This is a genomic window from Hathewaya proteolytica DSM 3090, assembly GCF_900142225.1.
GTDB lineage: Bacteria > Bacillota > Clostridia > Clostridiales > Clostridiaceae > Hathewaya > Hathewaya proteolytica.
In genome coordinates, this window is record NZ_FRAD01000023.1 from 13657 (window position 1) to 36164 (window position 22508).

Consider the following 22508-nt stretch of genomic DNA (forward strand, 5'->3'; position numbering starts at 1 on the left):
CGTATTTATTAACATAAGTTTTTTTAAATTTTAACTAAAATCAAAAGAAAATAAGCATAGATAATTATAAACCATTTTAACTAGATTTACAGTAGAATTTTAGAATTGAAATAATGCTTATAAAATAGTATAATTACAAACATTGAACTATATATTGTGCGAAAGGGGAAAAAAATATGCTATATGTTGTAAAACGTGATGGTAGGAAGGTTGCGTTCCACTGGGACAAAATTCGAAATGCCATCAAGGGTGCTGCGGAGGAAATAGGAATTACTTTGACTAAGTCCCAGGAGGAAGCTTTAGTTGAAAAGATAATCGAGAATCTTGCTCACCATGGAAATGAAGTTGTTAGCGTTGAAGAAATACAAAACGAGGTGGAAAAAGTTCTAAAGGACAGTGGCTTTACAGAGATCAGTAGAGCATACTCTGTTTACAGAATTGAGAGGACGAGAATTAGAGAAATAAAGTCGGATCTTATGAAAGCCATAGAAAAAATAGGTGTAGAGACAGATCGCGACAACGCCAATGTAGGGAACAATTTTAGTTCAAAGCTTTTGAGGATAGCATCTGAGTCTAATAAATGGCACAATCTTTCTGTTATGCCAAAGAAATTAGCTAAATTACACGAAAACGGAGATTTATATTACCATGACCTGGATTCTTACAACCTAACTGTTAATTGTCTTCACATACCTACAAAAGAAGTATTGTTAAGAGGTTTTAACACAGGCTATGGAACAGTGAATATGCCAAAGAGAATTGAGTCAGCTGCTGAATTATCTTGTATACTATTGCAATCTACACAAAATGATATGTTTGGGGGGCAGTCACATCCGGATTTTGACAATGATATGGCAGAGTTTATACAACCTACTAGAGATGAAATAATGCAGGATTTAAAAGAGATGGGCATAGAAGGGAAAAAAGCCGAAGAGATAACGGAAAGAAAGCTTGTTAAAACAGTAAATCAAGCTATGCAGGGAATTGTATACAACCTTAATACAATGCACTCGCGAGCAGGCTCACAGGTTCCCTTTAGTTCTCTAAATATAGGTATTCCCCTTAGCAAAGATGCAGCATTGGTATGTGAATGCTTCTTGAAAGAGTATGAAAAGGGCTTAGGAAAGGGTGAGCAGCCAGTATTTCCGAATATCATTTTTAGAGTTAAGGAAGGAGTAAATAAAAAGCCAGAGGACCCATATTATTATCTCTACCAGCTAGCTTGTAGAGTTGCAAGTGTTAGAATGAATCCAACCTTCATGAACTTAGATTCAGATTTCAATAAAAAATATTATGACATGGGAATTATACCAGCTACAATGGGCTGTAGAACTTATATATGCAGTAATTGCAATGGAGAACCTGGTACTAAGGGCAGGGGGAATATAGCACCGACTACCATAAATTTGCCTAGGATAGGACTTTTGAGTAAAGGGAATGTGGACAAGTTCTTTGAATTACTATCCATAAGGCTAGAAAATGCTAAGGAATCACTTTTACACAGGTATGATGTTTTAAAGAAACTGAGGGTAAAGGACCTTCCATTTGTCGCTGGGCAAGGACTCATGAAGGGATCGGAAAATTTAGGACCAGAGGATTCTATTGAACCAATTCTAAAGCAAGGTACCTTTGCTATAGGTTTTATCGGATTAGCGGAAACACTTACAGCGTTAATTGGGGAGCACCACGGCCAATCAGATAATGCCAGAAAGCTTGGCATAAGAATTGTACAACATATAAGAGACTATACTGACAAACTTATAGATGAAACAAGTCTCAATTGGAGCGCTTATGCAACTCCAGCAGAGGGACTCAGTGGAAGATTTATACTCCAAGATAAAAAAGTGTTTGGAGAAATAAAAGGCGTTACGGACAAGGAATACTATACTAATAGTTTTCATATACCAGTTGGCTTCCCAATATCTATGAAATCTAAGATAGATATTGAAGCTCCATATCACAAATTATGCAATGGTGGTCATATAACTTATATAGAGGTAGATGATAATCCATCGCCAGAGGTGGTTAAGAGCATAATCGATTATGCATACAACCATACCAATATAAGCTATATAGGAGTTAACTTCCACATAAGGTATTGTAAAGATTGTGGAACATCATTGTCCTCGGAGCATTGTAAATGTCCAAAATGTGGAGGCAATAATATCCAAGGTATTTCAAGAGTAACAGGGTATTTAAGTCTTGATGAAAGATTTGGTCCAGGTAAGTACTATGAACGAAAGGATAGATTGACACAGGGTAGCAACAAAAATAACTATAGTAGCTGTTGTTAAGTTGAGTAAAAATAATAATCAATAAAAATAATCAATAAAAATAGCAATAAAAAAAGAATTGAACTCACCATGAAATAGAGTTCAATTCTTTTTTTTGCATTAGAGGATCTAAAGAAAACTATCATTCTCTTTGTTTTTATTGCTTTCTTCCTGAGAAAGTGGTTCTCTAAAGTCCATATAGTTATCACGGTACTTTAGCATTATCTCGTTTAGTATTTCAGATGTAGTTGGAGGCGTATAGGTTATAGCATTGGCACCTGCCTCTATGGTTTCCTTAATAGTAGCATCGTTTGGACCACCCGTTGCCATAATAGGAAAGTCAGGGAACTTCTCGCGAATTTTCTTTACTATATAAGGTGTTCTTTTAGCACCAGAAACGTTTAATATGGTGGCTCCAGCATCTATTCGAGCTTTAATATCTTCGTATTCAGATACAACAGTTACAATAATGGGAATATCAATGGTCTCCCTAACCTGTCGAATTACATCATTTGGTGTAGGATTGTTTACAACAACACCTAGGGCACCTTTAAACTCTGCATCTAGAGCTAAATTTATAACTCTTTTTCCCGTGGTTATTCCGCCTCCTACTCCGCAAAATACAGGAACATCTGAGGCCATGATCAATGAAGCTGTAATTATGGGTTGCGGAGTGAAAGGGTACACAGCAATGACAGCATCGGCATTGGTGTTTCTGATAATTGCTACATCCGTTGTAAAAACAAAGGATTTAAGCCTTTTACCAAAAATAAGTATACCACTGGCATCCCGAATAGAATTAGGCATTTCGATTATGTGATTTCTTAAGTTGCCTTTAAAGATTGGTACGTTTTTACGCATTGATTTCACTCCTTTGAACAAGTTGATAATGTATATATAAGTATAACATTTTTTTTCCTTCATGACTATTAGCTGCAACACTATCATTTTTTTTCTGATGGCATTGCAGCTAATGGACACGTTTCTAAAAGGTAAGTAAGAAATTTAATATTCCAGTATAAATACCTTATTTTCTTTATTTTTAATGTTCTGTAGAGAATCCAATTCAAGGGAGTTACAATTTACTTTTTCAAAATGGTTAAAGCTGAGCAAAAAATCATCCATATTGTCTAAATCAAAGTTCAATGCCGGGGTTTTGTAGTGCATAGGTATAATTATATTTGGGTTAATGAGCCTACATACTTCAGCAGCTTCTTTGCTATCAATAGTATAATTTCCTCCCACAGGGATAAATAGTACATTTATTTCTCCATAAGATTTTATTTCGTCTTTTGTAGGAATATAACCAAGATCCCCCAGATGACAAAAGTTAATGTTATCTAGTGAAAATGTGAATATTGTATTTAGTCCACGTTTGGTTCCATGCATGTTATCATGGTATGAAGGATGCCCAGTGAAGAGCGTTTTACTGCATAGGGTTTCTCCAACTTTATCCAATACTACGTAGTCTCCTTTTACATACTCTAAGCAGTTATGATCGAAGTGGTGATGGCTTATAGTTACTACGTTAGTCCATATGTCATTTGTTTTATAACCTATAGTATTTGGAAATGGATCTGTAAGTATTTTAAATCCATCGTTTGAAGTTATTAAAAAACTGGAGTGTCCAAACCATTTTATATTCAAAAAATCACTTCCTTATAACTTATAATTATAATATACCACTTTCATTATACAATTATTATGGGAAGAATTTATTTAAATTATTATAAAATTAGTTAACAATTAGTTAATATATTTTTTCTCATATTTTTTATATGCACTTCAATCACTACTTATGCTATTACACATAGTATAATGATATAAACAATTATCAGAGGTGTTATTCTGTGCTTTATGCATTAATACTAGCGGGTGGAAAAGGAACCAGACTTTATCCTCTATCTAGAAATGAAAATCCAAAGCAATTTCTAAATGTAATAAATGATAAAACTTTTTTAGAAAATACCATTGAAAGAATTAGTCCCATTGTTCCTAGGGAAAATATATTCATTGTAACTAATGAACTATATTATGATAAAATATGTGGTATTTTACCTTATATAAATAAATCTAATATTTTTATAGAACCATACAATAAAGAGACCGCCACTTGTATAGGCTTTTCTGCTATAAAACTTCTAAAGAGAGATAATGATGCCACAATGATTGTGCTGCCATCAGATCATCATATTGAAAATGTGAAGGAGTTCCAAGATTGTGTAAATCAAGCTGTATCCATTGCTACAAAGCGACGAGGGATTGTTACTATGGGTGTGAATCCAGACAGGCCAGAGACCGGGTATGGATATATTCAAATGGGTGATAGAGTGGATAGCAATATCCCAACCTATAGGGTAGAAAGGTTTTTAGAAAAACCTAATGTGGAAGTGGCAAAGGATCTACTTTGCAAGGGGGATTATTTGTGGAATAGTGGTATGTTTGTTTGGAGAGCTGATGTATTTTTAAGGGAAATGGAAAAATATCTTCCCAAAATGTATAAAAGACTTATGATGATATATGAAAGCATCGATTCAGACAAAGAAAGTGAAGTTACAAAAGAGCAATATGAACTTATAGAGGGAATATCTGTGGATTTTGGTATTATGCAAAAGACGAGAAAAGCATATGTGGTGAAGTGTTCATTTCCCTGGGATGATATTGGAAGCTATGCTGCTTTGGGCAGGTTTATGAAGCAGTTTAGGGGCAACAATATAAAAGGGAAGGTGTATATGGAAGATAGCGAAGACTGCTCTGTATTTGCCGATAAAAGGTTGGTAATAGGGTTTGGTGTGAGTAAGCTGGTCATTGTTGATACTGGTGACGTAATACTTGTTATGAATAAAGACAAGGATCAGGAAATTAAGCATCTTGTAACGAAATTAAAGGAAGAAAGCGATTTTGAGGAATTTCTATAATATTAATATAGCGAAATATGCAGATATTAAAAGTGCTGGGGCTAGTAAAAACGCTTCAGCACTTTTAAGTACATATTTAGATTAGTGGCAATGAGAACAATTTCCGCAACAACCACCCTCAGGTGCTATTTCTGGCTCTATGGAAAGACCACCGTAGCCGTTTTCTTCTCCTGATTTTATTGTAAGTTCTCCAAACTCTTCATTGATATCCTTATCCACAAGGAAAGTTGTGTCGTTGACAACTACTGCATTGTCGTTTTCTTTTTGCTCATCTAGAACAAGACCAAAAGCTGGACCACTGCATCCCATGCCAGAGATGACTATTCTAACAACCTTTGTCTCGATATTATTGTCTATTAAAACCTGCTGGAATTCCTTGTACGCTCCGTCGCTGATATTTACAAATGCCATTATTTTAATCCTCCAATGATTATATAATTGTATTTTTAAAAGTTACATAAATACTTATGCTAATATACTAATATAAAGTGTAAAAATGCGCAATATATGTATTTGAAATTCAAATAGAACACAAATTAAATATTTGAAATTTAAATATAAAAAACTGCCCTAAGCATATAATCTATGCTAGGGCAGTTTTAAAAACTTTTATGTTTATGTTGGATTAGTGACAGCTAGAGCAGCTAGAGCATCCGCCACCTACAGAAGTTGCAGGCTCAATTGAAAGCCCTCCATATCCGTTTTCTTCACCAGATTTAATTGTAAGAACACCAAATTCATTAGTGATATCTTTTTCTACTAAGAATTTTGTTTCGTTGATTTCTGTAACATTGTCATTTTCTTTTTGTTCATCCAGAACAAGGCCGAAGCTAGGGCCACTTCATCCCATGCCAGATATAACTATTCTTACTGTATTTGTTTCAATATTATTATCAGTTAAAACTTTCTCGAATTCTTTATAAGCTGAATCGCTCATTTTTACAAAACTCATTTCAAATACCTCCTTTGTATTGAAATAATAAATAGATAAACAATAAGCTATTTAAAATATCTATAATTGTTTATAGTAATATATTAATATAAACATGGACAATAATCAAGCTAAAATTATGTAAACTTTTAGGGAATATAATCATAGTGTAGTACTAAGACTAATTTTGGAGTGATTATTTATGAGTAAAAGTATATACAAATTAGCTCCTATATTTAAGGGAAAGCCATGGGGATATGAAAAATGGATATTATGTTGTCACAAGGAAGGTGAATCCATTGTCCAGAATGATGATGTGCAGAACAAGAGTTTGTGGAGTCACCTAGATTACAAGCCATTTCCCCTTATGATAAAAATAATAAGAGCTGAAGAAAATCTATCCATACAAGTTCACCCAGATGACTTGTATGCTAAAGAAGTTGAAAATGATACGGGCAAAAATGAATTTTGGTATATAATAGATGCCAAACAAGATGCTGCAGTTTACTGTGGGTTAAAGGAAAAAATGGATAAAGAACAGCTTAAGGACATTCTAAAACAGGGGACTATAGAAAACTATCTTAACAAGATAGAGGTTAAAGCTGGAGATTATATATATATACCAAGTGGAGTAATTCACGCCATTGGAAGAAATGTCACCTTATTAGAAGTACAGAAGAATAGCAATATAACCTATAGAATATACGATTACAACAGGGGACGACAGTTGGATTTGCAAAAGGCTCTGGATGTAGTAGATATGCGTAAAAATATCCATGTGGAAAAGAAAGAGGACTTTAAGTTTTTCACCAGTGAAAATTTTATTATAAAAAAAGAGAGGTTAGATGTCATCGCATCTTACTTCAATAGAGACAATTTCGAAGTTGTTTATATAAAGCAGGGTGTAGGAGTGATTTATAGTCATGAGGAGCAAATAGAAGTGTGTAGTGGAGATACTATATATATAGAAAAAGGAACATTCTACAATATTCAAGGAGATATGGACTATTTTCATATAATATGTAAGTAAAAAAAAGCTGTGCATAATCATTTTAATTAATTATGCCACAGCTTTTTATGATGTTGAAATTAATTTTTTAATTCTTTATTTCTATTTATTTCTTCTACTAATTCATTTAAATATTCCCAGCGATTCATTTTTTCTTCTAAGAGTTTTTCCGCATTACTTTTTTTCTCTAGTAGCTCTTGAAGTTTTGCATAATTTGTAGAATTCTTATTTATCTCATCCTCAAGGGAACAAATGCTATCTTCTATATCTGAAATAACATGCTCTATTTCATCGAATTCACGTTGATCCTTATAAGATAATTTTTTTAGAGGTTTTTCTGCGAGAACTTTTTTAGAACATTGAATATCCTTAGAGTTAGGACTAGATTTAGAGGAAGAAGGCTGTGGCATTGTACCTTCTTTTTCTTTGCAAATCAATAATTTGTAGTCTAAATAGTCCGAGTAGTTGCCAGTATGATATAATATTTCACCATGGCCCTCAAAGGATAAAATTTTATTTGTTATTTTATCTAAAAAGTATCTATCGTGTGACACAACCATCACTGGTCCTGTGAAGTTTTCTATATAGTCCTCCAGAACTTCTAAGGTTGAAATATCTAAGTCGTTAGTTGGTTCATCCAGTAAAAGTACATTTGGTGATTCCATAAGGACTTTTAAAAGATATAATCTTCTTTTTTCACCACCAGACAGTTTATATATAGGAGTCCACTGTTCCGATTCATTGAACAGAAATCTCTCTAGCATTTGAGAGGCTGATATTTTATCTCCCTCTGATGTTGAAATGAATTCTGCAGTTTCCTTTATGTATTCAATTACCCTTAAGTTTTCATCCATATTGAAATTACTTTGGCAGAAGTAACCTAATTTTACGGTGTCTCCTATATCTACACATCCAGAGTCTTCTTTAAGCTTACCTGCAATTATATTTAAAAGAGTAGATTTTCCCATGCCATTAGCACCAATAATTCCTATCCTATCATCCTTGCACATCACATAAGAAAAATTACTTATGATATGTTTGCCGTTAAAGGTTTTTGAAAGATCGGTGATATTCATTATTTTGTTGCCTAGTCTGCTATGGGCTGTAGAAATTTCCATGGTACTAGAAATATTTGAAACTTCAACGGAGTTCAGCTCATTAAATCTGTCAATTCTAGCCTTTTGTTTTGTAGTTCTGGCTTTGGCTCCACGCTTAATCCATGCTAACTCTCGTCTTAGCAGATTTTGTCTTTTATCCTCATTGGATTTTTCCATAGCTTCTCTTTCTATTCTTTTTTCAAGGAAAACACTAAAGTTTCCATGGTAGGAATAGAGGTTTCCACCACTGAGTTCAATGGTTTTATTGGATACCCTATCTAAAAAGTATCTATCATGAGTTATCATCAACAAGGCGCCATTTCTATTTTGAAGGTAATTTTCTAGCCAAGCAATGGTGTCGTTGTCCATATGGTTTGTAGGTTCATCTAATATAAGTAGAGTGCATGGCTTAATAAGGGCAGCAGCTAAGGCAATCCTCTTTTTTTGACCACCTGACATTTGGCCTATTTTTTTTGAAAAATCCTTTATACCTAGTCTAGTTAAGACAGTCTTTGCAGAGCTCTCCATATCCCAAGCATTTAGGGCATCAATTTCGGCAGAGATTTCCATTAGCCTATTAGAAAGGTTAGGATCCTCAGGATTTCTTTCTATGTCAAGTAAAGTACTTTCATATTCTTTTAAAGCTTTAAGTTCCTTAGAGGAACCTTGGAATATCTCATCCATGGCAGTATTTTCTTCATTGAACACGGGAACTTGGGGTAAATACTCTATAGTAAGCTCTCTACTTTTTATAATAGTCCCACCATCAGCTTCCTCTTCTCCAGTTAGGATTTTGAGAAGGGTGGATTTACCACAGCCATTTACACCAATTATACCAATTTTGTCTCCATGGTTTATTCCAAAAGAGATATTATTAAAAAGAACTTTTTCTGTAAAACTCTTACATAAGTTCTCCACGGAAATTAAATTCATCTTTATCATCCTCGTATAGTAAATTTAACATATGATTTATTTTAACATAGCATCCTTAGGGTAACAATGTCAATATAACCCTTAATCAATAACATTTACTTAATGTATAACATATAATATTGTAAATTAATAAATGGGAGTATGCGAAATGAAGTTGGCTTTGAATTTTAAAAACGGAAAGAAAAGAATATTTACCACTGAGGAGAGCGACCAAATAGTTAAAGGTTTGAATTATATGAAGGTAATACAGTTCTTCATGGGAAATAAAGAAATAAAGGGTACCCTGAATGTATTAGGCAAACAGATACCCGTAAGTGATATTCACTCCATTGAGTTTATATTGTAATTCCACATAATAACAGCATTTTCTATGGGATTAGAGTAGAAATTTTTTCTCAACCCACAACTTACAAAACCGGATTTTTCATAAAGTGAAATGGCGGCTGTGTTGGACTCTCGAACCTCAAGAGTCATAGCATCAGCCCCTTCACCTTTACATATACTTACAAGAGAATTTAATATCTTTGTGCCTACACCACATCTTCTAGCTTCCTTAGCTACAGCTATATTTGTTACATTTCCTTCGCCATATATAATCCACATACCGCCAAAGCCCAAAACAGTTCCGCTTTGGTCTTTGCATACCACGTATTTAGCCTTATTGTTGTGAAGTTCAGATTTCAAACTCTCCATACTCCACGGATTTTTCAAACTTTGCAAATTTATATTATAGACATCATTGATATCTTTATCCGTCATATATTCAATATTGTGCATTAATCCTCAATTCCTTTATGGTATTTTTCTTCGTACTCACGCTCAGCTTGAGGCTTTCTAAGATATATTGGGTGGAGAGTAAGGGGGTTATCACATTTTCCATCCTTTAAAAGCATAAAACCAAGTTCTCCTATGGAAGAAGCTCTTACCATATTTAGATGAGTAGGTGCGAAGTTAACTGACTTTGCGTCAAAGCTTTCCATTATAAGAGATTTATATTTATAAACCCCATCTCCAAGAAAAGTCGTATGTTGGTGAAATTCATTGAGCATGGTCATCAAGTCTTTAATATTTATAATCATGGGGTCTACTAAAGTAATCATCTTATCATCATGGAATCTATATACACCCGTATAAACATTTTCTCGCAGAGCATCCATAATAGGACATATAATTCCAGGGGTATATGCAAGGCTAAATGCTATGGCATCTAAAGTTGATATACCTATAATAGGCTTATTACCCCCCGCGGATAAGCCTTTAAAAGTAGCCATGCCTATTCTAAGTCCAGTAAATGAACCGGGGCCTTTAGATATTGCAAAACCATCAATATCATCGATGGAGGTATCGGTATTTTTTAAAAGTTCATCTATCATAGGCATAATAAGTATGGAGTGCTGCTTTTTATAGTTGAAGCTGATTTCGCCAAGAAGTTTGTCATCTTCTAGTAAAGCACAAGTGGCACACTCTGTGGCGGAATCGAAACTTAAAATTTTCATTGCGCTTAAATCTCCTTTATATAATTGTATTTTTCGTTCATATATTGAATTTCGATGAGTCTATTATTTATTTGAGATTCATCTTCATATAGAGTTTTTTCAAAATCCTTTGTTATTTTTATGTATAATGCATCCTGCTTTGGGATGAGCTCTTCAATGTAATTTGCCCACTCTATTATGGATACGCCATTACCGAATATATACTCGTCGAAACCTATGGCTTCAATTTCACTGGCATCGCTGACACGGTATACGTCAAAGTGGTACAGTCTTAATCTGCCTTGGTATTCATTAACTATAGTAAAAGTTGGGCTTGTAATGTGATCATCTATATTAAGACCTTTTGCAATACCTTTTGTGAGATGGGTTTTGCCAGTACCTAGATCTCCAATAAGGCATATTATATCTCCGCTTTGGCACAGTGTACCGATTTTTTCGCCAAGGGCCATGGTCTCTTCTGTAGAACTTACTTCATATGTAAATTTCATAATATACACCTCGCTTCTATAATATTTTATCTTATGTGAGGCGAAAAGTTAAGTACAATATAACAATAGTGAACTTAAAACTAAAAAAATATGGATATATATTTCTAAAATTAAAAAATAGTTAAATAGTTCTATATGAATATCGATATAAATAAGGTATAATATAAATATAATATTATTGGGTAGTAGAAGGAGGATTGCAAATGTTTGTTAATAATTTAATGTTAAGTAGAGAAAAGTTAATAACTGTTACACCAAAGGACACAGTAAAAAAGGCGCTAGATTTGATACAGAAACATAACTTTTTATCCATTCCCGTAGCTGAGGGAGGAAAATTTTATGGTGCTATATCAAAGGAGAGAATATATACATTTTATTTTGAAAAGGATCTAGATAAACAGAGCCTTCTAAGTGAATTTTCTGTAGAGGATGTAATGAGGGAAGATGTTCCTAAAATTGATCCAATGAATCAAGTGGAGGAAGCTGCCAATTTCTTAGCTACTGAAAATACTCCTTTTGTAGCAGTGATAAGCACTATTAACAATGAATTCCAAGGTATAATCACACATAACGCTGTATTTAAACAGTTCACTGAAATGTTTGGATTATACAGAGGAAAGAGAATATCTGTAATTGCTCACGATGTACCAAACCAAATTGCAAAACTATCTAAGATTGTAGCAGACAGTGAAGCAGATGTAATAAGCTTTGTGGTGGTTGATCCTAAGAGCGTAACAGATGTAAAAGAAATAGTGGCTAGAGTTAGAACTGATAATTTTGAACAGATAATTGAGAAATTAAAGAATGAAGGATTTAGAGTAAATTAAAAATATATTCTTTATATAAAAATCCATAGTATTACAAGATAAAAATACCCTAAGATGAGATTTAACCTTAGGGTATTTTTGGGGAAAAAATAAATGCAATAAAAAATACTTGCCAAGGGAAAAATCATATGCTATAATAATTCATGTACTTAGGGGTATAGCTCAATCGGTAGAGTAGCGGTCTCCAAAACCGTTGGTTCCGGGTTCAAGTCCTCGTGCCCCTGCCAGGTAATATTTAAAAAATTGATACAGCATTTAAATGACTAAGCCTATATTATAGCTTGGTCATTTTTTATGTTATAATTGTATCCAGAGGTGAAACAGAATGAACAATTACGATTTGGTGATAATAGGAGCAGGTGCTTCAGGCCTATCAGCAGCCATACAGGCTAAAAAAAAGGGCATAGATAATATTCTTATTTTAGAAAAAGAAGAGTCCCTGGGTGGAGTTTTGAATCACTGTATACATAGTGGATTTGGAAAGTACATTTTAAAAGAAGAGATGACGGGGCCGGAATACGCTAATATACTGGTTACGGAAGTTGAGAATTTAAACATAGAATATAAATTAAGCACAGTGGTTCTTAGGATTTCTGAGGAAAAACAGGTTACATATGTGAATAGTAAAGAAGGCGTGGTTACAATTAACTCAAAGGCCATTATAGTTGCCACTGGTGCTATAGAAAAAACTAGAGGTGTAGAGAACATATCTGGTAACAGTTTTGCGGGTGTATTTACAGCTGGAATGGTTCAAAAACTTGTAAATGTAGAGGGTATTTTGCCAGGAAAATCTGTAGTCATCCTGGGTTCTGGTGATATGGCACTAGTAGTTGCCAAAACGCTTATTCTAGAAGGCGCTAAGGTGGAAGCCTTCATCGAGAAATTGCCTTACTGTAGAGGACTTGAAGAAAACTATATTGATTGTATAAAGTATTTTGATATACCTTTGAAACTTCAGCACACTATCACTAATATTTCTGGAAAGGAGAGGGTGAATGGAGTAACTATAGCTCAAGTTAACGATGAAGGGAAAATCATTAAAAATACAGAGCAATTTATGAAATGTGATACTGTAATTGTAGCTGTAGGAATTGTGCAAGATTATGAGTTATTGAAGGATTTAAACGCAGAATTTGACCCCAATCTTGGAAGTGTAGTGGTGGATGAATGTATGCAGACTAGTTTAGAGGGCATATTTATATGCGGAAATGCGGTGAATATAAATGACTTTGTGGACGACGTAACTGTGGAAGGTGCCATGGTAGGATGTAAAGCAGCTGCATACATCAATGGTGACTTTCACAAAGGGGAACACAAAAAAGTCATCGTGGATGCTGGCATAGAATTTGTAATTCCACAGAAAATAAACACAAAAAATCTTCTAAATGGTGTGCAATTTAAGTTCCGCACTACTAAGATATACAGAAATGTTATAATTAAAATATGTAGCGGTGAGACGGAATTAGCTTTTTATCGAGAGAACATTCTCCCAAGCCGTATGGAGATTTTATATCTTCCAAAGGAAATTCTCGAAGAAACTGGAGATGAAATCAATATTTCCATTAATGAATTGTAGGAGACTATGATGGTATATAAGGATTTAATAAAGGAATTTTGTAAGAGCCATGGACTTGATATTGTAAGATTTTTGCCTTGCCAAAGCTGCAATGACGTTGAAAATTATTTTCAGTATAGAAAAGAGAATGGGCTTATTAATGAGTTTGAGGAGAAGGATATAATAGTTCGCTCCAATGCAAATTATAGTATGGAAAATGCGAAAACCATCATATCAATAGCCTTCCCATATAGATATAAAATAGATAAAAGCAGTAATAAGTTTTGTGTTTCTAAATATACTTTAGGTGAGGACTATCACAAAGTAGTAAAGAAATATCTGACTTGTATATCAGATTTTATAAAAGTAAAGCTAGGTGGAGATGCAAAGGTTTTTGTGGACAGCAATAGTCTCCCAGAGAGATATATTGCTATGAAATGTGGTGTGGGATTCATAGGAAAAAATAATTGCATTATAACTGAGAAGTATGGATCTTATGTTTTTTTGGGCGAGATTCTTACAGATTTAGACATAGAGGGAGATAAGCCAATTGAAAACCTCTGTGGAGCTTGTAGAAACTGTATAGAAGCGTGTCCTACAAAAGCCATAAATGGCTCAGAAAACAACAAAGACAACAATTCTAACATATGCATATCCTATACTTCACAAAAAAAAGATTTAGAGTCTTTTTGGTTTCCATATTTAAAGAACAGCTTATGGGGATGCGATATATGTCAAGATGTATGCCCTTTTAATGAAAAAGCACATTACAGCAATATAGTGGAGTTTTCTCCTAAACCCTATATGTTAGATTTGAATATAGAAAATATAATTTCCATGAACAATGAAGAATTTAATAGGAATTATAGGAATCTTGCCTGTGGATGGAGGGGAAAAAATCTTATAATACGAAACGCCATCATATGCGAAAAAAATGTATACGGTGTAGTAAAAAATAGGAACAATATAGCTTCACCTTATGTAAAATCATATTATGATAGACTTTTGAAGGGAAAAAAATTTATAATATAATGTAGTTGTACACAAATACACAACATATCATGAGATATTTGGAGGGATAGTATGATTTCTACCAGAACTGCCAGACTAATATCAATTTTACCAGAGAAATTGGTAAGACGCATAGCAGATAAAGTTTTGGATGGTTATATGAAAAGAAATGCTAATATAATAATTGAGGGATTAGATAATGTAAAAAATGCTAAAAAACCTGTGATTTATGTTTGCAATCACTTGAGCAATGCGGATGCCCTTGTTTTAAAAAGAGTACTGCAAAAATATGATAGCCCTACATTTGTTGCTGGTGTTAAGTTATCACAGAATGTAATTACCAATTTAGCACTAGGCACATGTAAGACTACAAATATAAAGCCTAACTCTCCAGACAAGGATGGGCTTAAGCGTATAATTGAATTGGTTAAAGGCGGCGAAAGTATAGTAATATTCCCAGAGGGCACAAGAAGCCGAGAAAAGAAACTAATTGAAGCAAAAAAAGGTGTGCTTTTAATAGCCAAAATGGCAAAAGCGCAGATCATCCCCATTGGCATGGTGGGTACAGAAATTTTGTATCCAATAAATGAATCAGGTGATATGAGCGCTGAGGAGTTTCATAAGGCCGATGTACATGTTAAAATTGGAAAACCATTTGAGTTGCCTAAAAAGGCAGAAGATGAGGATAGAAAAAGTTATGAAGAAAGAGCTATACGCCATATAATGTATAATATAGCTGAACTGCTTCCAGAAAAATATAGAGGTATTTATTCTAAATAGATAAAATTCACCTACAAATGAATTATTTTATTCATTTATAGGTGAATTTTATTGTATAATATGAATTAATTCATACAACTATTTTGGAATAATGGGCAATAAAGTAGTAAGTTAACATTGAAAATATTCCTGCACAGTAGTATATTTAATATGTGGGTTAAAAACTTTTGGAGGTGCATTTCATGTCAAGTAAGATTTTAGAAAAATTTTTAAAGGACAATTTGGATGATTTAAAGCAAAAAGGACTATACAATGAAATAAATGTTTTACAGAGTGCCAATGGTCCTGTTATAAAAATTGATGGTAAGGAACTTGTAAACCTTTCATCAAACAATTATCTAGGATTAGCTACTAACCCTGAGATGATTGAGGCAAATGTTTCAGCAACAAAGAAATATGGTGTAGGTGCCGGCGCTGTTAGAACTATAAACGGAACTCTAGATATTCATATTGAATTAGAGAAAAAACTAGCAGAGTTTAAACATACTGAAGCGGCTATAGCTTTCCAATCAGGTTTTAACTGCAATATGGCTGCTATTCAGGCAGTTATGGACAAAAATGATGCTATATTATCAGATGAATTAAATCATGCATCAATCATTGATGGATGTAAATTATCAAAGGCTAAGATTATAAGATTTAACCATTCCGATATGGAAGATCTAAGAGCAAAAGCTAAGGAAGCAAAAGAAAGTGGATTATACAACAAGCTTATGGTTATCAGTGATGGTGTATTTTCTATGGATGGAGATATCGCAAACGTGCCAGGTATAGTTAAAGTTGCTGAGGAATTTGATTTAATTACTTACATCGATGACGCTCACGGTTCAGGTGTATTAGGCGATGGAGCAGGTACAGTTAAACATTTTGGATTATCTGACAAAATTGATTTCCAAATAGGTACATTATCAAAGGCTATTGGTGTTGTTGGCGGCTATGTTGCAGGTAAAAAGGATTTAATTGATTGGTTAAAAGTAAGAGGCAGACCATTCTTGTTCTCAACTTCACTTACTCCAGGTGCTACAGCTTCATGTATAAAGGCTATAGAAATATTAACTAAGAGCACAGAGCTTAACAAGAAATTATGGGAAAATGGAAACTACCTAAAGAAGGGTCTAAAGGATTTAGGCTTTAATATCGGAAACAGCCAGACTCCAATAACTCCATGTATTATAGGTGATGAGGCTAAAACTCAACTTTTCAGTAAGAGATTATATGAAGAGGGTGTATATGCAAAATCTATAGTATTCCCAACAGTGCCAAAGGGAACAGGAAGAGTAAGAAATATGCCAACAGCAGCTCATACTAAAGAGATGTTAGACAATGCACTTCAGGTATATGCAAAAGTAGGAAGAGAATTGGAAATAATAAAATAAAAATAAATATTAATGATATAATCGGGAGGCGAACTTAATGAAGAAAATACTTGTCACTGGTTCATTAGGACAGATAGGTTCTGAACTTGTTGAAAAGCTTAGAAAAGATTATGGTGCAAACAATGTTATAGCATCTGATATAAGAAAACCAGAAGGAAACCCAGTTGTAGAAGCAGGCCCTTTTGAAACTATAGATGTACTTGATGCTCAGAAAATGGCTGACGTTGTAAAAAACAATGGTGTTGATACTATAATTCATTTAGCTGCATTATTATCAGCAGTGGCAGAAGCAAAACCACAGTTAGCATGGAACATAAACATGGGTGGTCTTGTAAATGCTTTGGAAGTTGCAAGAGAAACAAAGTGTCAGTTCTTTACTCCAAGTTCTATAGGAGCCTTTGGACCATCAACTCCTAAGAAAAATACTCCACAGGATACTCTTCAGAGACCAGAAACTATGTATGGTGTAACAAAGGTATCAGGAGAATTATTATGTGATTACTACTTCAAGAGATTTGGAGTAGATACTAGGGGAGTAAGATTCCCAGGCTTAATCTCTTACGTAGCACCTCCAGGAGGCGGAACTACAGATTATGCTGTAGATATATATTATGAAGCAATAAAAAACAAAAAATATGTTAGTTACATTGATAAGGGAACTTACATGGATATGATGTATATGCCAGATGCTTTAAATGGTATTGTTACATTAATGGAAGCTGATCCATCTAAATTAGTTCACAGAAATGCATTCAATATAGCAGCTATGAGCTTTGAGCCAGAAGAGATAGCAGCAGAAATAAGAAAGCATATTCCAGAATTCCAGGTTTCTTACGATGTAGATCCAGTTAGGCAGGCTATTGCAAATAGTTGGCCAGACTGCATTGATTGCACACCAGCTAAAGAAGAATGGGGATTCAAAGCAGAATACGACTTAGCTAAGATGACTACAGATATGTTAGAAAAATTGGCTGCAAAAAACCTTAAATAATAAGCTTACTAATGCTGCAAACTATCTTGCAGCATTAGTCATAATGTAAAAATATCTGTGCGAGGAGAAAATATGGAAAAAGAAAAAATTGACCATGTGATAAAAATACTTGAAGAGACCTATAGTGACGCCAAATGTGCTTTGGATTTTAAATCTCCTTATGAGCTCATGGTGTCAACTATATTGTCCGCCCAATGTACAGATGAAAGAGTAAACAAAGTCTGTGGGGAGCTTTATAAGAAATACAATACTCCCTATAAGATGGTAGAGCTTACAGTGCCACAGCTCACGGAAAAAATTAAATCTTGCGGGCTTTCCAACAACAAAAGTAAAAATATTTTAGGGGCTAGCAGAATGCTCATTGAAAATTTCCATGGTGAGGTACCTTCCAGTATGGAGGAACTTACTTCCCTTCCTGGTGTGGGTATAAAAACTGCCAATGTGGTTTTATCTAATGCTTTTAACGTTCCAGCCATTGCCGTGGACACCCATGTTTTTAGGGTATCTAAGCGTATAGGGTTATCTAGTGGTAAAAACGTAGAAATTGTGGAAGAAGATTTGATGAAAATTATCCCTAAAGATAAGTGGAGCCATATGCACCATTGCCTTATTTGGCATGGAAGAAAAATCTGCAAAGCTAGGAAGCCGCTTTGTGACGAATGTCCTATAAAAGGATTTTGCATATATTTTGAGGAAGAGAATAATAATAAATAATTTAAAGGATGGTGTACATTATGACAAAGTCATACGCTGAAAGAGCATTAGAAATGCACAAAGAAAATAAGGGTAAGTTAAGAGTAGTAAGCCAAATCGAGGTTAATTCCAAAGATGATCTAGCTGTGGCATACACTCCAGGTGTTGCTGAGCCTTGTCTAGAAATTGCAAAAGACAATGATAAAATTTTTGATTACACTATAAAATCTCACACAGTAGCTATAGTTACTAATGGAACAGCAGTTTTAGGTCTAGGAAATATAGGTGCAGGGGCAGGACTTCCAGTTATGGAGGGTAAAGCGCTTTTATTTAAAGAATTTGGTAATGTGGATGCATTCCCAATCTGCATAGATTCAGAGGATCCAGAAGAAATCATAAAGACTGTAAAGTTAATCGCTCCAGTATTCGGTGGTATAAATCTTGAGGATATAAAGGCACCAGAGTGTTTTTATATTGAAGAGACATTAAAAAAAGAGATGGATATTCCAGTATTCCACGATGATCAGCATGGTACAGCTATAGTAACTTTAGCAGGTCTTTACAATGGTTTAAAGATAGTTGGAAAGAAAATTGAGGATATAGAAGTTGTTATAAATGGTTCAGGAGCAGCAGGTACAGCTATATGCAAGCTTCTTTTAAATGCAGGAGTAAAAAATGTGGTAATGTGTGATACTAAGGGTGCTATCGTAGATGGAGATCCAAGATTAAATGAAGCAAAGAAGGAAATTGCAAAGATTACAAACAAGAACAAAGAAGTAGGAACATTGAAAGACGTTATAGCTGGAAAAGACGTATTTGTAGGTGTTTCAGCTCCAAAGTCAGTAACTGAAGAAATGGTAAAATCCATGAATAAGGATGCTATGATATTTGCTATGGCAAACCCAACTCCAGAGATTATGCCAGATGAAGCAAAGGCAGCAGGTACTAGAATAATAGCTACAGGAAGATCAGATTTTCCTAACCAGTTAAACAACGTTCTTGTATTCCCAGGTATATTCAAGGGTGCTTTAAATGTAAGAGCAAGTAAGATTACAGAAGAAATGAAATTAGCTGCAGCTAAGGCCATTGCTGATTTAGTTCCAGCAGAAAAATTAAGTGAAGATTTCATCATACCAGACGCTCTTGACAAAACAGTTGCAGATGCAGTAGCAAAAGAAGTTGAGAGAATAGCCATTGCTTCAGGAATTGCAAAAATAAAATAAGAAATATATAATAAATTTAATAAGATATATTTATTACAAATATAATTAAATTAGAATGGAGGGATTTTGTATGTCAAAGGTTGTAGAAAGATTTTTAAAATACGTTTCTTTTGATACGCAATCAGCAGAGGATACAGGCAAGTACCCATCTACAGATAAGCAACTTGTGTTAGCCAAGTATTTAGTTGATGAGTTAAAAGAGTTAGGTTTGCAAAATGTAGAGCTAGATAAGTATGGCTACGTTACAGGAGAAATACCAGCAAACATAGATAAAAAAGTGCCAGTGGTGGCTTTTATATCACATATGGATACAAGCCCAGAAGTATCTGGTGCCAATGTTAAGCCTCAGATTGTAAAGAATTATGACGGAAAAGACATAATTTTAAACAAGGAACAAAACATAGTACTATCCACTGAGATATACAGCGATATAAAGCAGTTTGTTGGCGAGGATATAATCACTACAGATGGTACTACTCTTCTTGGTGCCGATGACAAAGCTGGTATAGCTGAAATCGTTACAGGAATAGAATATCTTTTAAGTCATCCAGAAATAAAACATGGTGTTGTAAAAGTTGCATTTACACCTGATGAAGAAGTTGGAGCAGGAACTGATTATTTCGATGTAAAGAAATTTGGCGCTGATTTTGCCTTTACTTTTGATGGTTCTGAACCTGGCGAATTCGTATACGAGACTTTCAACGCTGCAGGTGCTACAGTTACTATAAAAGGAAACAATGTACACACCGGTTCCGCAAAGGGAAAAATGGTAAATGCCATATTCATAGCACAGGAATTTATCAGCTTACTTCCAGAGAACGAGAGACCAGAGAATACTGAAGGATATGAAGGATTCTATCATGTAGATGCTATCAGTGGAGATGTGTCAGAAATAAAAATTCAGTATCTTATAAGAGACTTTGACAGAAAGAGTTTTGAACAAAGAAAACAGTTTATAAAATCCCTAGAAAATAAGGTAAATGAAAAATACGGAGAGGGTACAGTTACTGTAGAGGTAAAAGATCAATACAGTAATATGAGAGAAGTAATAGAAAAGTATCCTCACATCATTGAAATAGGTAAGGAAGCTATAAAAGCTGTAGGACTAGAATTAAAAGTACAGCCTATAAGAGGTGGTACAGATGGTGCTAGACTTTCCTTCGAAGGGCTTCCAACACCAAATATATTTGCCGGCGGTATGAACTTCCACAGTAAATATGAGTACGTAGCAATATCTGCTCTTGAAAAAGCTACAGAAGTAGTGGTAAAGATTGCAGAGCTAGTTGCAGAAAAATAAAATAAAATATAAGCATATAAGAAAAAAGCTATACAGCGGGGTCAAGAGCTGTATAGCTTTTTCTGTATATCTTATGAAGGGGAACTTATAAGATATAGAATCTATATTAAAAATTTATTAAGGGGTAGCAATTTAATTGTAGTCTTATTTTACTGTAGTGTAACTTTTGCAAGTTTTTCCTTACCATCTCTAATTAGAGTAAGAGACAAGGTATCTCCGGCTTTAAATTTGGCTTTTTCGGCATTAAGTTCTTTACCAGTTTTTATAGCTTTGCCATTTACTTTAACGATGACATCAGCTATTTGTATGCCAGCTTTTTCAGCTGCTGAATACTGTTCTACAGAAGCTACATATACTCCAATTGGTAAATTGTATTTTGCTTTTGCAGCCTCATCAATATCTCTTGTGCTTATGCCAATCATAACCTTTGGGGTCATTAATTCTTTAAACTTTGATTTAATTTGGTTGATTGGAATTGCAAATCCAAGACCTTCAACGCCATTTCCTACAGTTTTTTGAGTGTTAATGCCTATGACTTGGCCTCTTGAATTTACTAGTGGACCACCACTGTTACCAGGGTTAATAGCAGCATCTGTTTGTATAAATTTTAAATCTTTATTTTCAGCATCAATAGCTCTATCTACAGCACTGACAATACCAGCACTGACAGAACCAGAAAGCTCTAATCCTAAAGGATTTCCTATAGCCACGGCGGTTTCACCAACGATGATGGAATCAGAATCACCTAATTCTGCAACACCTGGCATTTTTACCGAGGTATCTGTAACTTTAATTACAGCCAAATCATAGCTAGGATCTGAGTTTATAAGTTTTGCTTCAACTTCCTTTCCATCTTTAAAAGTTACCTTTATACTTTGGGCATTGGCGATAACGTGATTGTTTGTAAGTATATATCCATTTTCATCTAGAATTACTCCAGAGCCCACGCCTGATTGTCCCTCCATTATGAATCCCCAGTAGTTTTGAGGTAAAGTTTTTGTAGTAATACCTACAACAGCAGGGCCAACCTTTTGATTTATCTCAGGAATAGTTAAAGTATCATTGTTTTTTGCCACTAAGCTTTCAGCCAATACTGGAGTTTTACTACCACCAAGTCCATTGGACGAGTTTAAAACTTCATTGTTATAATGCTTAGCTGTGAAGTAAGCAGCTCCACCACCAGCTATAGTTCCAGATAGTAAGCAAGCTACTAAAAGCAATGCTACAGTTTTAAACTTTCCTGAACCAGGTTTTTTTGGCTTTTTAACTTTTTCATTAACAGTATGCCCATTTGCCATATTGTATTGGTAATTAGTATTTTGTGAATCATAGGAGCCACTATTGTATGAACTAGAATCACCAAACTGAGCCGTGTTGTTCATATCATTGTAACTTCCCTCACTATAGTTAGTATTATTTTCTTGAAAATAATCATTGTTCATGTTTTCATTGTTTAAATTCTCATTGTTGTTAAAGTTGTTCGTTTCAAAGTTATTATTTTCGTTCATTTTAGTTTCCTCCTATACTACTTTTAAGTATTCCCTGTTTTCTATATTTATATAATAAGATATGAATGTGACAGTAATGTGTCAAAGGCTAGCCATCATATA

22 protein-coding genes and 1 tRNA gene are annotated in these 22508 nt (G+C 34.3%); 14 read left to right on the forward strand and 9 right to left on the reverse strand.

What is annotated here, in order from left to right; genetic code table 11:
• Positions 1–176 precede the first annotated feature (176 nt).
• Complete coding sequence (nrdD, locus tag BUA73_RS11360; RefSeq protein WP_072904245.1) at positions 177–2294, forward strand: anaerobic ribonucleoside-triphosphate reductase; 2118 nt, start codon at positions 177–179, stop codon at positions 2292–2294.
• Between the two features lie 108 nt (positions 2295–2402).
• Here nrdD and BUA73_RS11365 read toward each other — a convergent pair whose 3' ends face one another.
• On the reverse strand, positions 2403–3134 hold the full coding sequence (locus BUA73_RS11365; RefSeq protein WP_072904246.1) for a beta/alpha barrel domain-containing protein: 732 nt from the start codon (positions 3132–3134) through the stop codon (positions 2403–2405).
• Positions 3135–3278: 144 nt separating this feature from the next.
• Complete coding sequence (locus BUA73_RS11370; RefSeq protein ID WP_072904247.1) at positions 3279–3920, reverse strand: MBL fold metallo-hydrolase; 642 nt, start codon at positions 3918–3920, stop codon at positions 3279–3281.
• 203 nt (positions 3921–4123) lie between these two features.
• Here BUA73_RS11370 and BUA73_RS11375 point away from each other — a divergent pair, with 203 nt between their 5' ends.
• Positions 4124–5191, forward strand: coding sequence for a mannose-1-phosphate guanylyltransferase (locus BUA73_RS11375; protein ID WP_072904248.1), 1068 nt, complete (start codon positions 4124–4126; stop codon positions 5189–5191).
• A gap of 81 nt (positions 5192–5272) precedes the next feature.
• Here the strand turns inward: BUA73_RS11375 and BUA73_RS11380 are convergent, their stop codons facing one another.
• A complete protein-coding gene (locus BUA73_RS11380) occupies positions 5273–5602 on the reverse strand; it encodes a HesB-like protein (RefSeq protein ID WP_072904249.1) in 330 nt (109 codons plus the stop codon).
• A 430-nt stretch (positions 5603–6032) separates the two neighbouring features.
• Positions 6033–6143, reverse strand: a complete 111-nt coding sequence (locus BUA73_RS14655; RefSeq protein ID WP_479723829.1) for an iron-sulfur cluster assembly accessory protein — start codon at positions 6141–6143, stop codon at positions 6033–6035.
• A gap of 181 nt (positions 6144–6324) precedes the next feature.
• Between BUA73_RS14655 and BUA73_RS11390 the strand changes: the two genes are divergently transcribed.
• Positions 6325–7152: a type I phosphomannose isomerase catalytic subunit gene (locus BUA73_RS11390; RefSeq protein ID WP_072904250.1), complete on the forward strand. Its 828-nt coding sequence runs from the start codon at positions 6325–6327 to the stop codon at positions 7150–7152.
• Between the two features lie 59 nt (positions 7153–7211).
• Here the strand turns inward: BUA73_RS11390 and BUA73_RS11395 are convergent, their stop codons facing one another.
• Positions 7212–9161, reverse strand: a complete 1950-nt coding sequence (locus BUA73_RS11395; RefSeq protein ID WP_072904251.1) for an ABC-F family ATP-binding cassette domain-containing protein — start codon at positions 9159–9161, stop codon at positions 7212–7214.
• A 148-nt stretch (positions 9162–9309) separates the two neighbouring features.
• On the opposite strand from BUA73_RS11395, the gene BUA73_RS11400 reads away from it, so the two are divergent.
• Positions 9310–9507, forward strand: a complete 198-nt coding sequence (locus BUA73_RS11400; protein ID WP_072904252.1) for a hypothetical protein — start codon at positions 9310–9312, stop codon at positions 9505–9507.
• On the opposite strand, the gene rimI is transcribed toward BUA73_RS11400, so the two are convergent.
• The 3 genes from rimI to tsaE are packed head-to-tail and all read right to left on the reverse strand — an operon-like array spanning position 9483 to position 11145.
• Positions 9483–9938 (reverse strand): ribosomal protein S18-alanine N-acetyltransferase, encoded by a 456-nt coding sequence (rimI, locus tag BUA73_RS11405; protein WP_072904253.1) that lies wholly within the window; start codon positions 9936–9938, stop codon positions 9483–9485. The genes BUA73_RS11400 and rimI overlap by 25 nt on opposite strands.
• On the reverse strand, positions 9938–10657 hold the full coding sequence (gene tsaB / locus BUA73_RS11410; RefSeq protein ID WP_072904254.1) for a tRNA (adenosine(37)-N6)-threonylcarbamoyltransferase complex dimerization subunit type 1 TsaB: 720 nt from the start codon (positions 10655–10657) through the stop codon (positions 9938–9940). Before tsaB ends, rimI begins: the two co-directional genes overlap by 1 nt.
• Positions 10658–10662: 5 nt before the next feature.
• Positions 10663–11145: a tRNA (adenosine(37)-N6)-threonylcarbamoyltransferase complex ATPase subunit type 1 TsaE gene (gene tsaE, locus BUA73_RS11415; RefSeq protein WP_072904255.1), complete on the reverse strand. Its 483-nt coding sequence runs from the start codon at positions 11143–11145 to the stop codon at positions 10663–10665.
• Between the two features lie 203 nt (positions 11146–11348).
• On the opposite strand from tsaE, the gene BUA73_RS11420 reads away from it, so the two are divergent.
• From BUA73_RS11420 to pepT, 10 genes are all read left to right on the forward strand, one after another.
• Positions 11349–11972, forward strand: coding sequence for a CBS domain-containing protein (locus tag BUA73_RS11420; RefSeq protein WP_072904256.1), 624 nt, complete (start codon positions 11349–11351; stop codon positions 11970–11972).
• A gap of 151 nt (positions 11973–12123) precedes the next feature.
• Positions 12124–12199 (forward strand) — tRNA-Trp (locus tag BUA73_RS11425).
• A 98-nt stretch (positions 12200–12297) separates the two neighbouring features.
• A complete protein-coding gene (locus BUA73_RS11430; protein WP_072904257.1) occupies positions 12298–13548 on the forward strand; it encodes an NAD(P)/FAD-dependent oxidoreductase in 1251 nt (416 codons plus the stop codon).
• Between the two features lie 6 nt (positions 13549–13554).
• Positions 13555–14559, forward strand: coding sequence for a tRNA epoxyqueuosine(34) reductase QueG (gene queG / locus BUA73_RS11435; protein WP_341465316.1), 1005 nt, complete (start codon positions 13555–13557; stop codon positions 14557–14559).
• 51 nt (positions 14560–14610) lie between these two features.
• Positions 14611–15318, forward strand: a complete 708-nt coding sequence (locus tag BUA73_RS11440; protein ID WP_072904259.1) for a lysophospholipid acyltransferase family protein — start codon at positions 14611–14613, stop codon at positions 15316–15318.
• Positions 15319–15500: 182 nt separating this feature from the next.
• Positions 15501–16694: a glycine C-acetyltransferase gene (locus tag BUA73_RS11445; RefSeq protein WP_072904260.1), complete on the forward strand. Its 1194-nt coding sequence runs from the start codon at positions 15501–15503 to the stop codon at positions 16692–16694.
• A 37-nt stretch (positions 16695–16731) separates the two neighbouring features.
• A complete protein-coding gene (locus BUA73_RS11450) occupies positions 16732–17685 on the forward strand; it encodes an L-threonine 3-dehydrogenase (protein ID WP_072904261.1) in 954 nt (317 codons plus the stop codon).
• Positions 17686–17757: 72 nt separating this feature from the next.
• Complete coding sequence (nth, locus tag BUA73_RS11455; RefSeq protein ID WP_072904262.1) at positions 17758–18399, forward strand: endonuclease III; 642 nt, start codon at positions 17758–17760, stop codon at positions 18397–18399.
• 20 nt (positions 18400–18419) lie between these two features.
• On the forward strand, positions 18420–19601 hold the full coding sequence (locus BUA73_RS11460) for an NAD(P)-dependent malic enzyme (protein ID WP_072904263.1): 1182 nt from the start codon (positions 18420–18422) through the stop codon (positions 19599–19601).
• A 70-nt stretch (positions 19602–19671) separates the two neighbouring features.
• On the forward strand, positions 19672–20898 hold the full coding sequence (gene pepT, locus BUA73_RS11465; protein ID WP_072904264.1) for a peptidase T: 1227 nt from the start codon (positions 19672–19674) through the stop codon (positions 20896–20898).
• Between the two features lie 149 nt (positions 20899–21047).
• On the opposite strand, the gene BUA73_RS11470 is transcribed toward pepT, so the two are convergent.
• On the reverse strand, positions 21048–22406 hold the full coding sequence (locus BUA73_RS11470; RefSeq protein ID WP_072904265.1) for a S1C family serine protease: 1359 nt from the start codon (positions 22404–22406) through the stop codon (positions 21048–21050).
• Positions 22407–22508 lie beyond the last annotated feature (102 nt).

Excerpts from the sequence above, each read along its gene's own strand:
- nrdD (WP_072904245.1), top strand. The coding sequence starts at position 177 with ATGCTATATGTTGTAAAACGTGATGGTAGGAAGGTTGCGTTCCACTGG.
- BUA73_RS11365 (WP_072904246.1), bottom strand. The coding sequence starts at position 3,134 with ATGCGTAAAAACGTACCAATCTTTAAAGGCAACTTAAGAAATCACATA.
- BUA73_RS11380 (WP_072904249.1), bottom strand. The coding sequence starts at position 5,602 with ATGGCATTTGTAAATATCAGCGACGGAGCGTACAAGGAATTCCAGCAG.
- BUA73_RS14655 (WP_479723829.1), bottom strand. The coding sequence starts at position 6,143 with ATGAGTTTTGTAAAAATGAGCGATTCAGCTTATAAAGAATTCGAGAAA.
- BUA73_RS11390 (WP_072904250.1), top strand. The coding sequence starts at position 6,325 with ATGAGTAAAAGTATATACAAATTAGCTCCTATATTTAAGGGAAAGCCA.
- BUA73_RS11395 (WP_072904251.1), bottom strand. The coding sequence starts at position 9,161 with ATGAATTTAATTTCCGTGGAGAACTTATGTAAGAGTTTTACAGAAAAA.
- BUA73_RS11400 (WP_072904252.1), top strand. The coding sequence starts at position 9,310 with ATGAAGTTGGCTTTGAATTTTAAAAACGGAAAGAAAAGAATATTTACC.
- rimI (WP_072904253.1), bottom strand. The coding sequence starts at position 9,938 with ATGCACAATATTGAATATATGACGGATAAAGATATCAATGATGTCTAT.
- tsaB (WP_072904254.1), bottom strand. The coding sequence starts at position 10,657 with ATGAAAATTTTAAGTTTCGATTCCGCCACAGAGTGTGCCACTTGTGCT.
- tsaE (WP_072904255.1), bottom strand. The coding sequence starts at position 11,145 with ATGAAATTTACATATGAAGTAAGTTCTACAGAAGAGACCATGGCCCTT.
- BUA73_RS11420 (WP_072904256.1), top strand. The coding sequence starts at position 11,349 with ATGTTTGTTAATAATTTAATGTTAAGTAGAGAAAAGTTAATAACTGTT.
- BUA73_RS11430 (WP_072904257.1), top strand. The coding sequence starts at position 12,298 with ATGAACAATTACGATTTGGTGATAATAGGAGCAGGTGCTTCAGGCCTA.
- queG (WP_341465316.1), top strand. The coding sequence starts at position 13,555 with ATGATGGTATATAAGGATTTAATAAAGGAATTTTGTAAGAGCCATGGA.
- BUA73_RS11440 (WP_072904259.1), top strand. The coding sequence starts at position 14,611 with ATGATTTCTACCAGAACTGCCAGACTAATATCAATTTTACCAGAGAAA.
- BUA73_RS11445 (WP_072904260.1), top strand. The coding sequence starts at position 15,501 with ATGTCAAGTAAGATTTTAGAAAAATTTTTAAAGGACAATTTGGATGAT.
- BUA73_RS11450 (WP_072904261.1), top strand. The coding sequence starts at position 16,732 with ATGAAGAAAATACTTGTCACTGGTTCATTAGGACAGATAGGTTCTGAA.
- nth (WP_072904262.1), top strand. The coding sequence starts at position 17,758 with ATGGAAAAAGAAAAAATTGACCATGTGATAAAAATACTTGAAGAGACC.
- BUA73_RS11460 (WP_072904263.1), top strand. The coding sequence starts at position 18,420 with ATGACAAAGTCATACGCTGAAAGAGCATTAGAAATGCACAAAGAAAAT.
- pepT (WP_072904264.1), top strand. The coding sequence starts at position 19,672 with ATGTCAAAGGTTGTAGAAAGATTTTTAAAATACGTTTCTTTTGATACG.
- BUA73_RS11470 (WP_072904265.1), bottom strand. The coding sequence starts at position 22,406 with ATGAACGAAAATAATAACTTTGAAACGAACAACTTTAACAACAATGAG.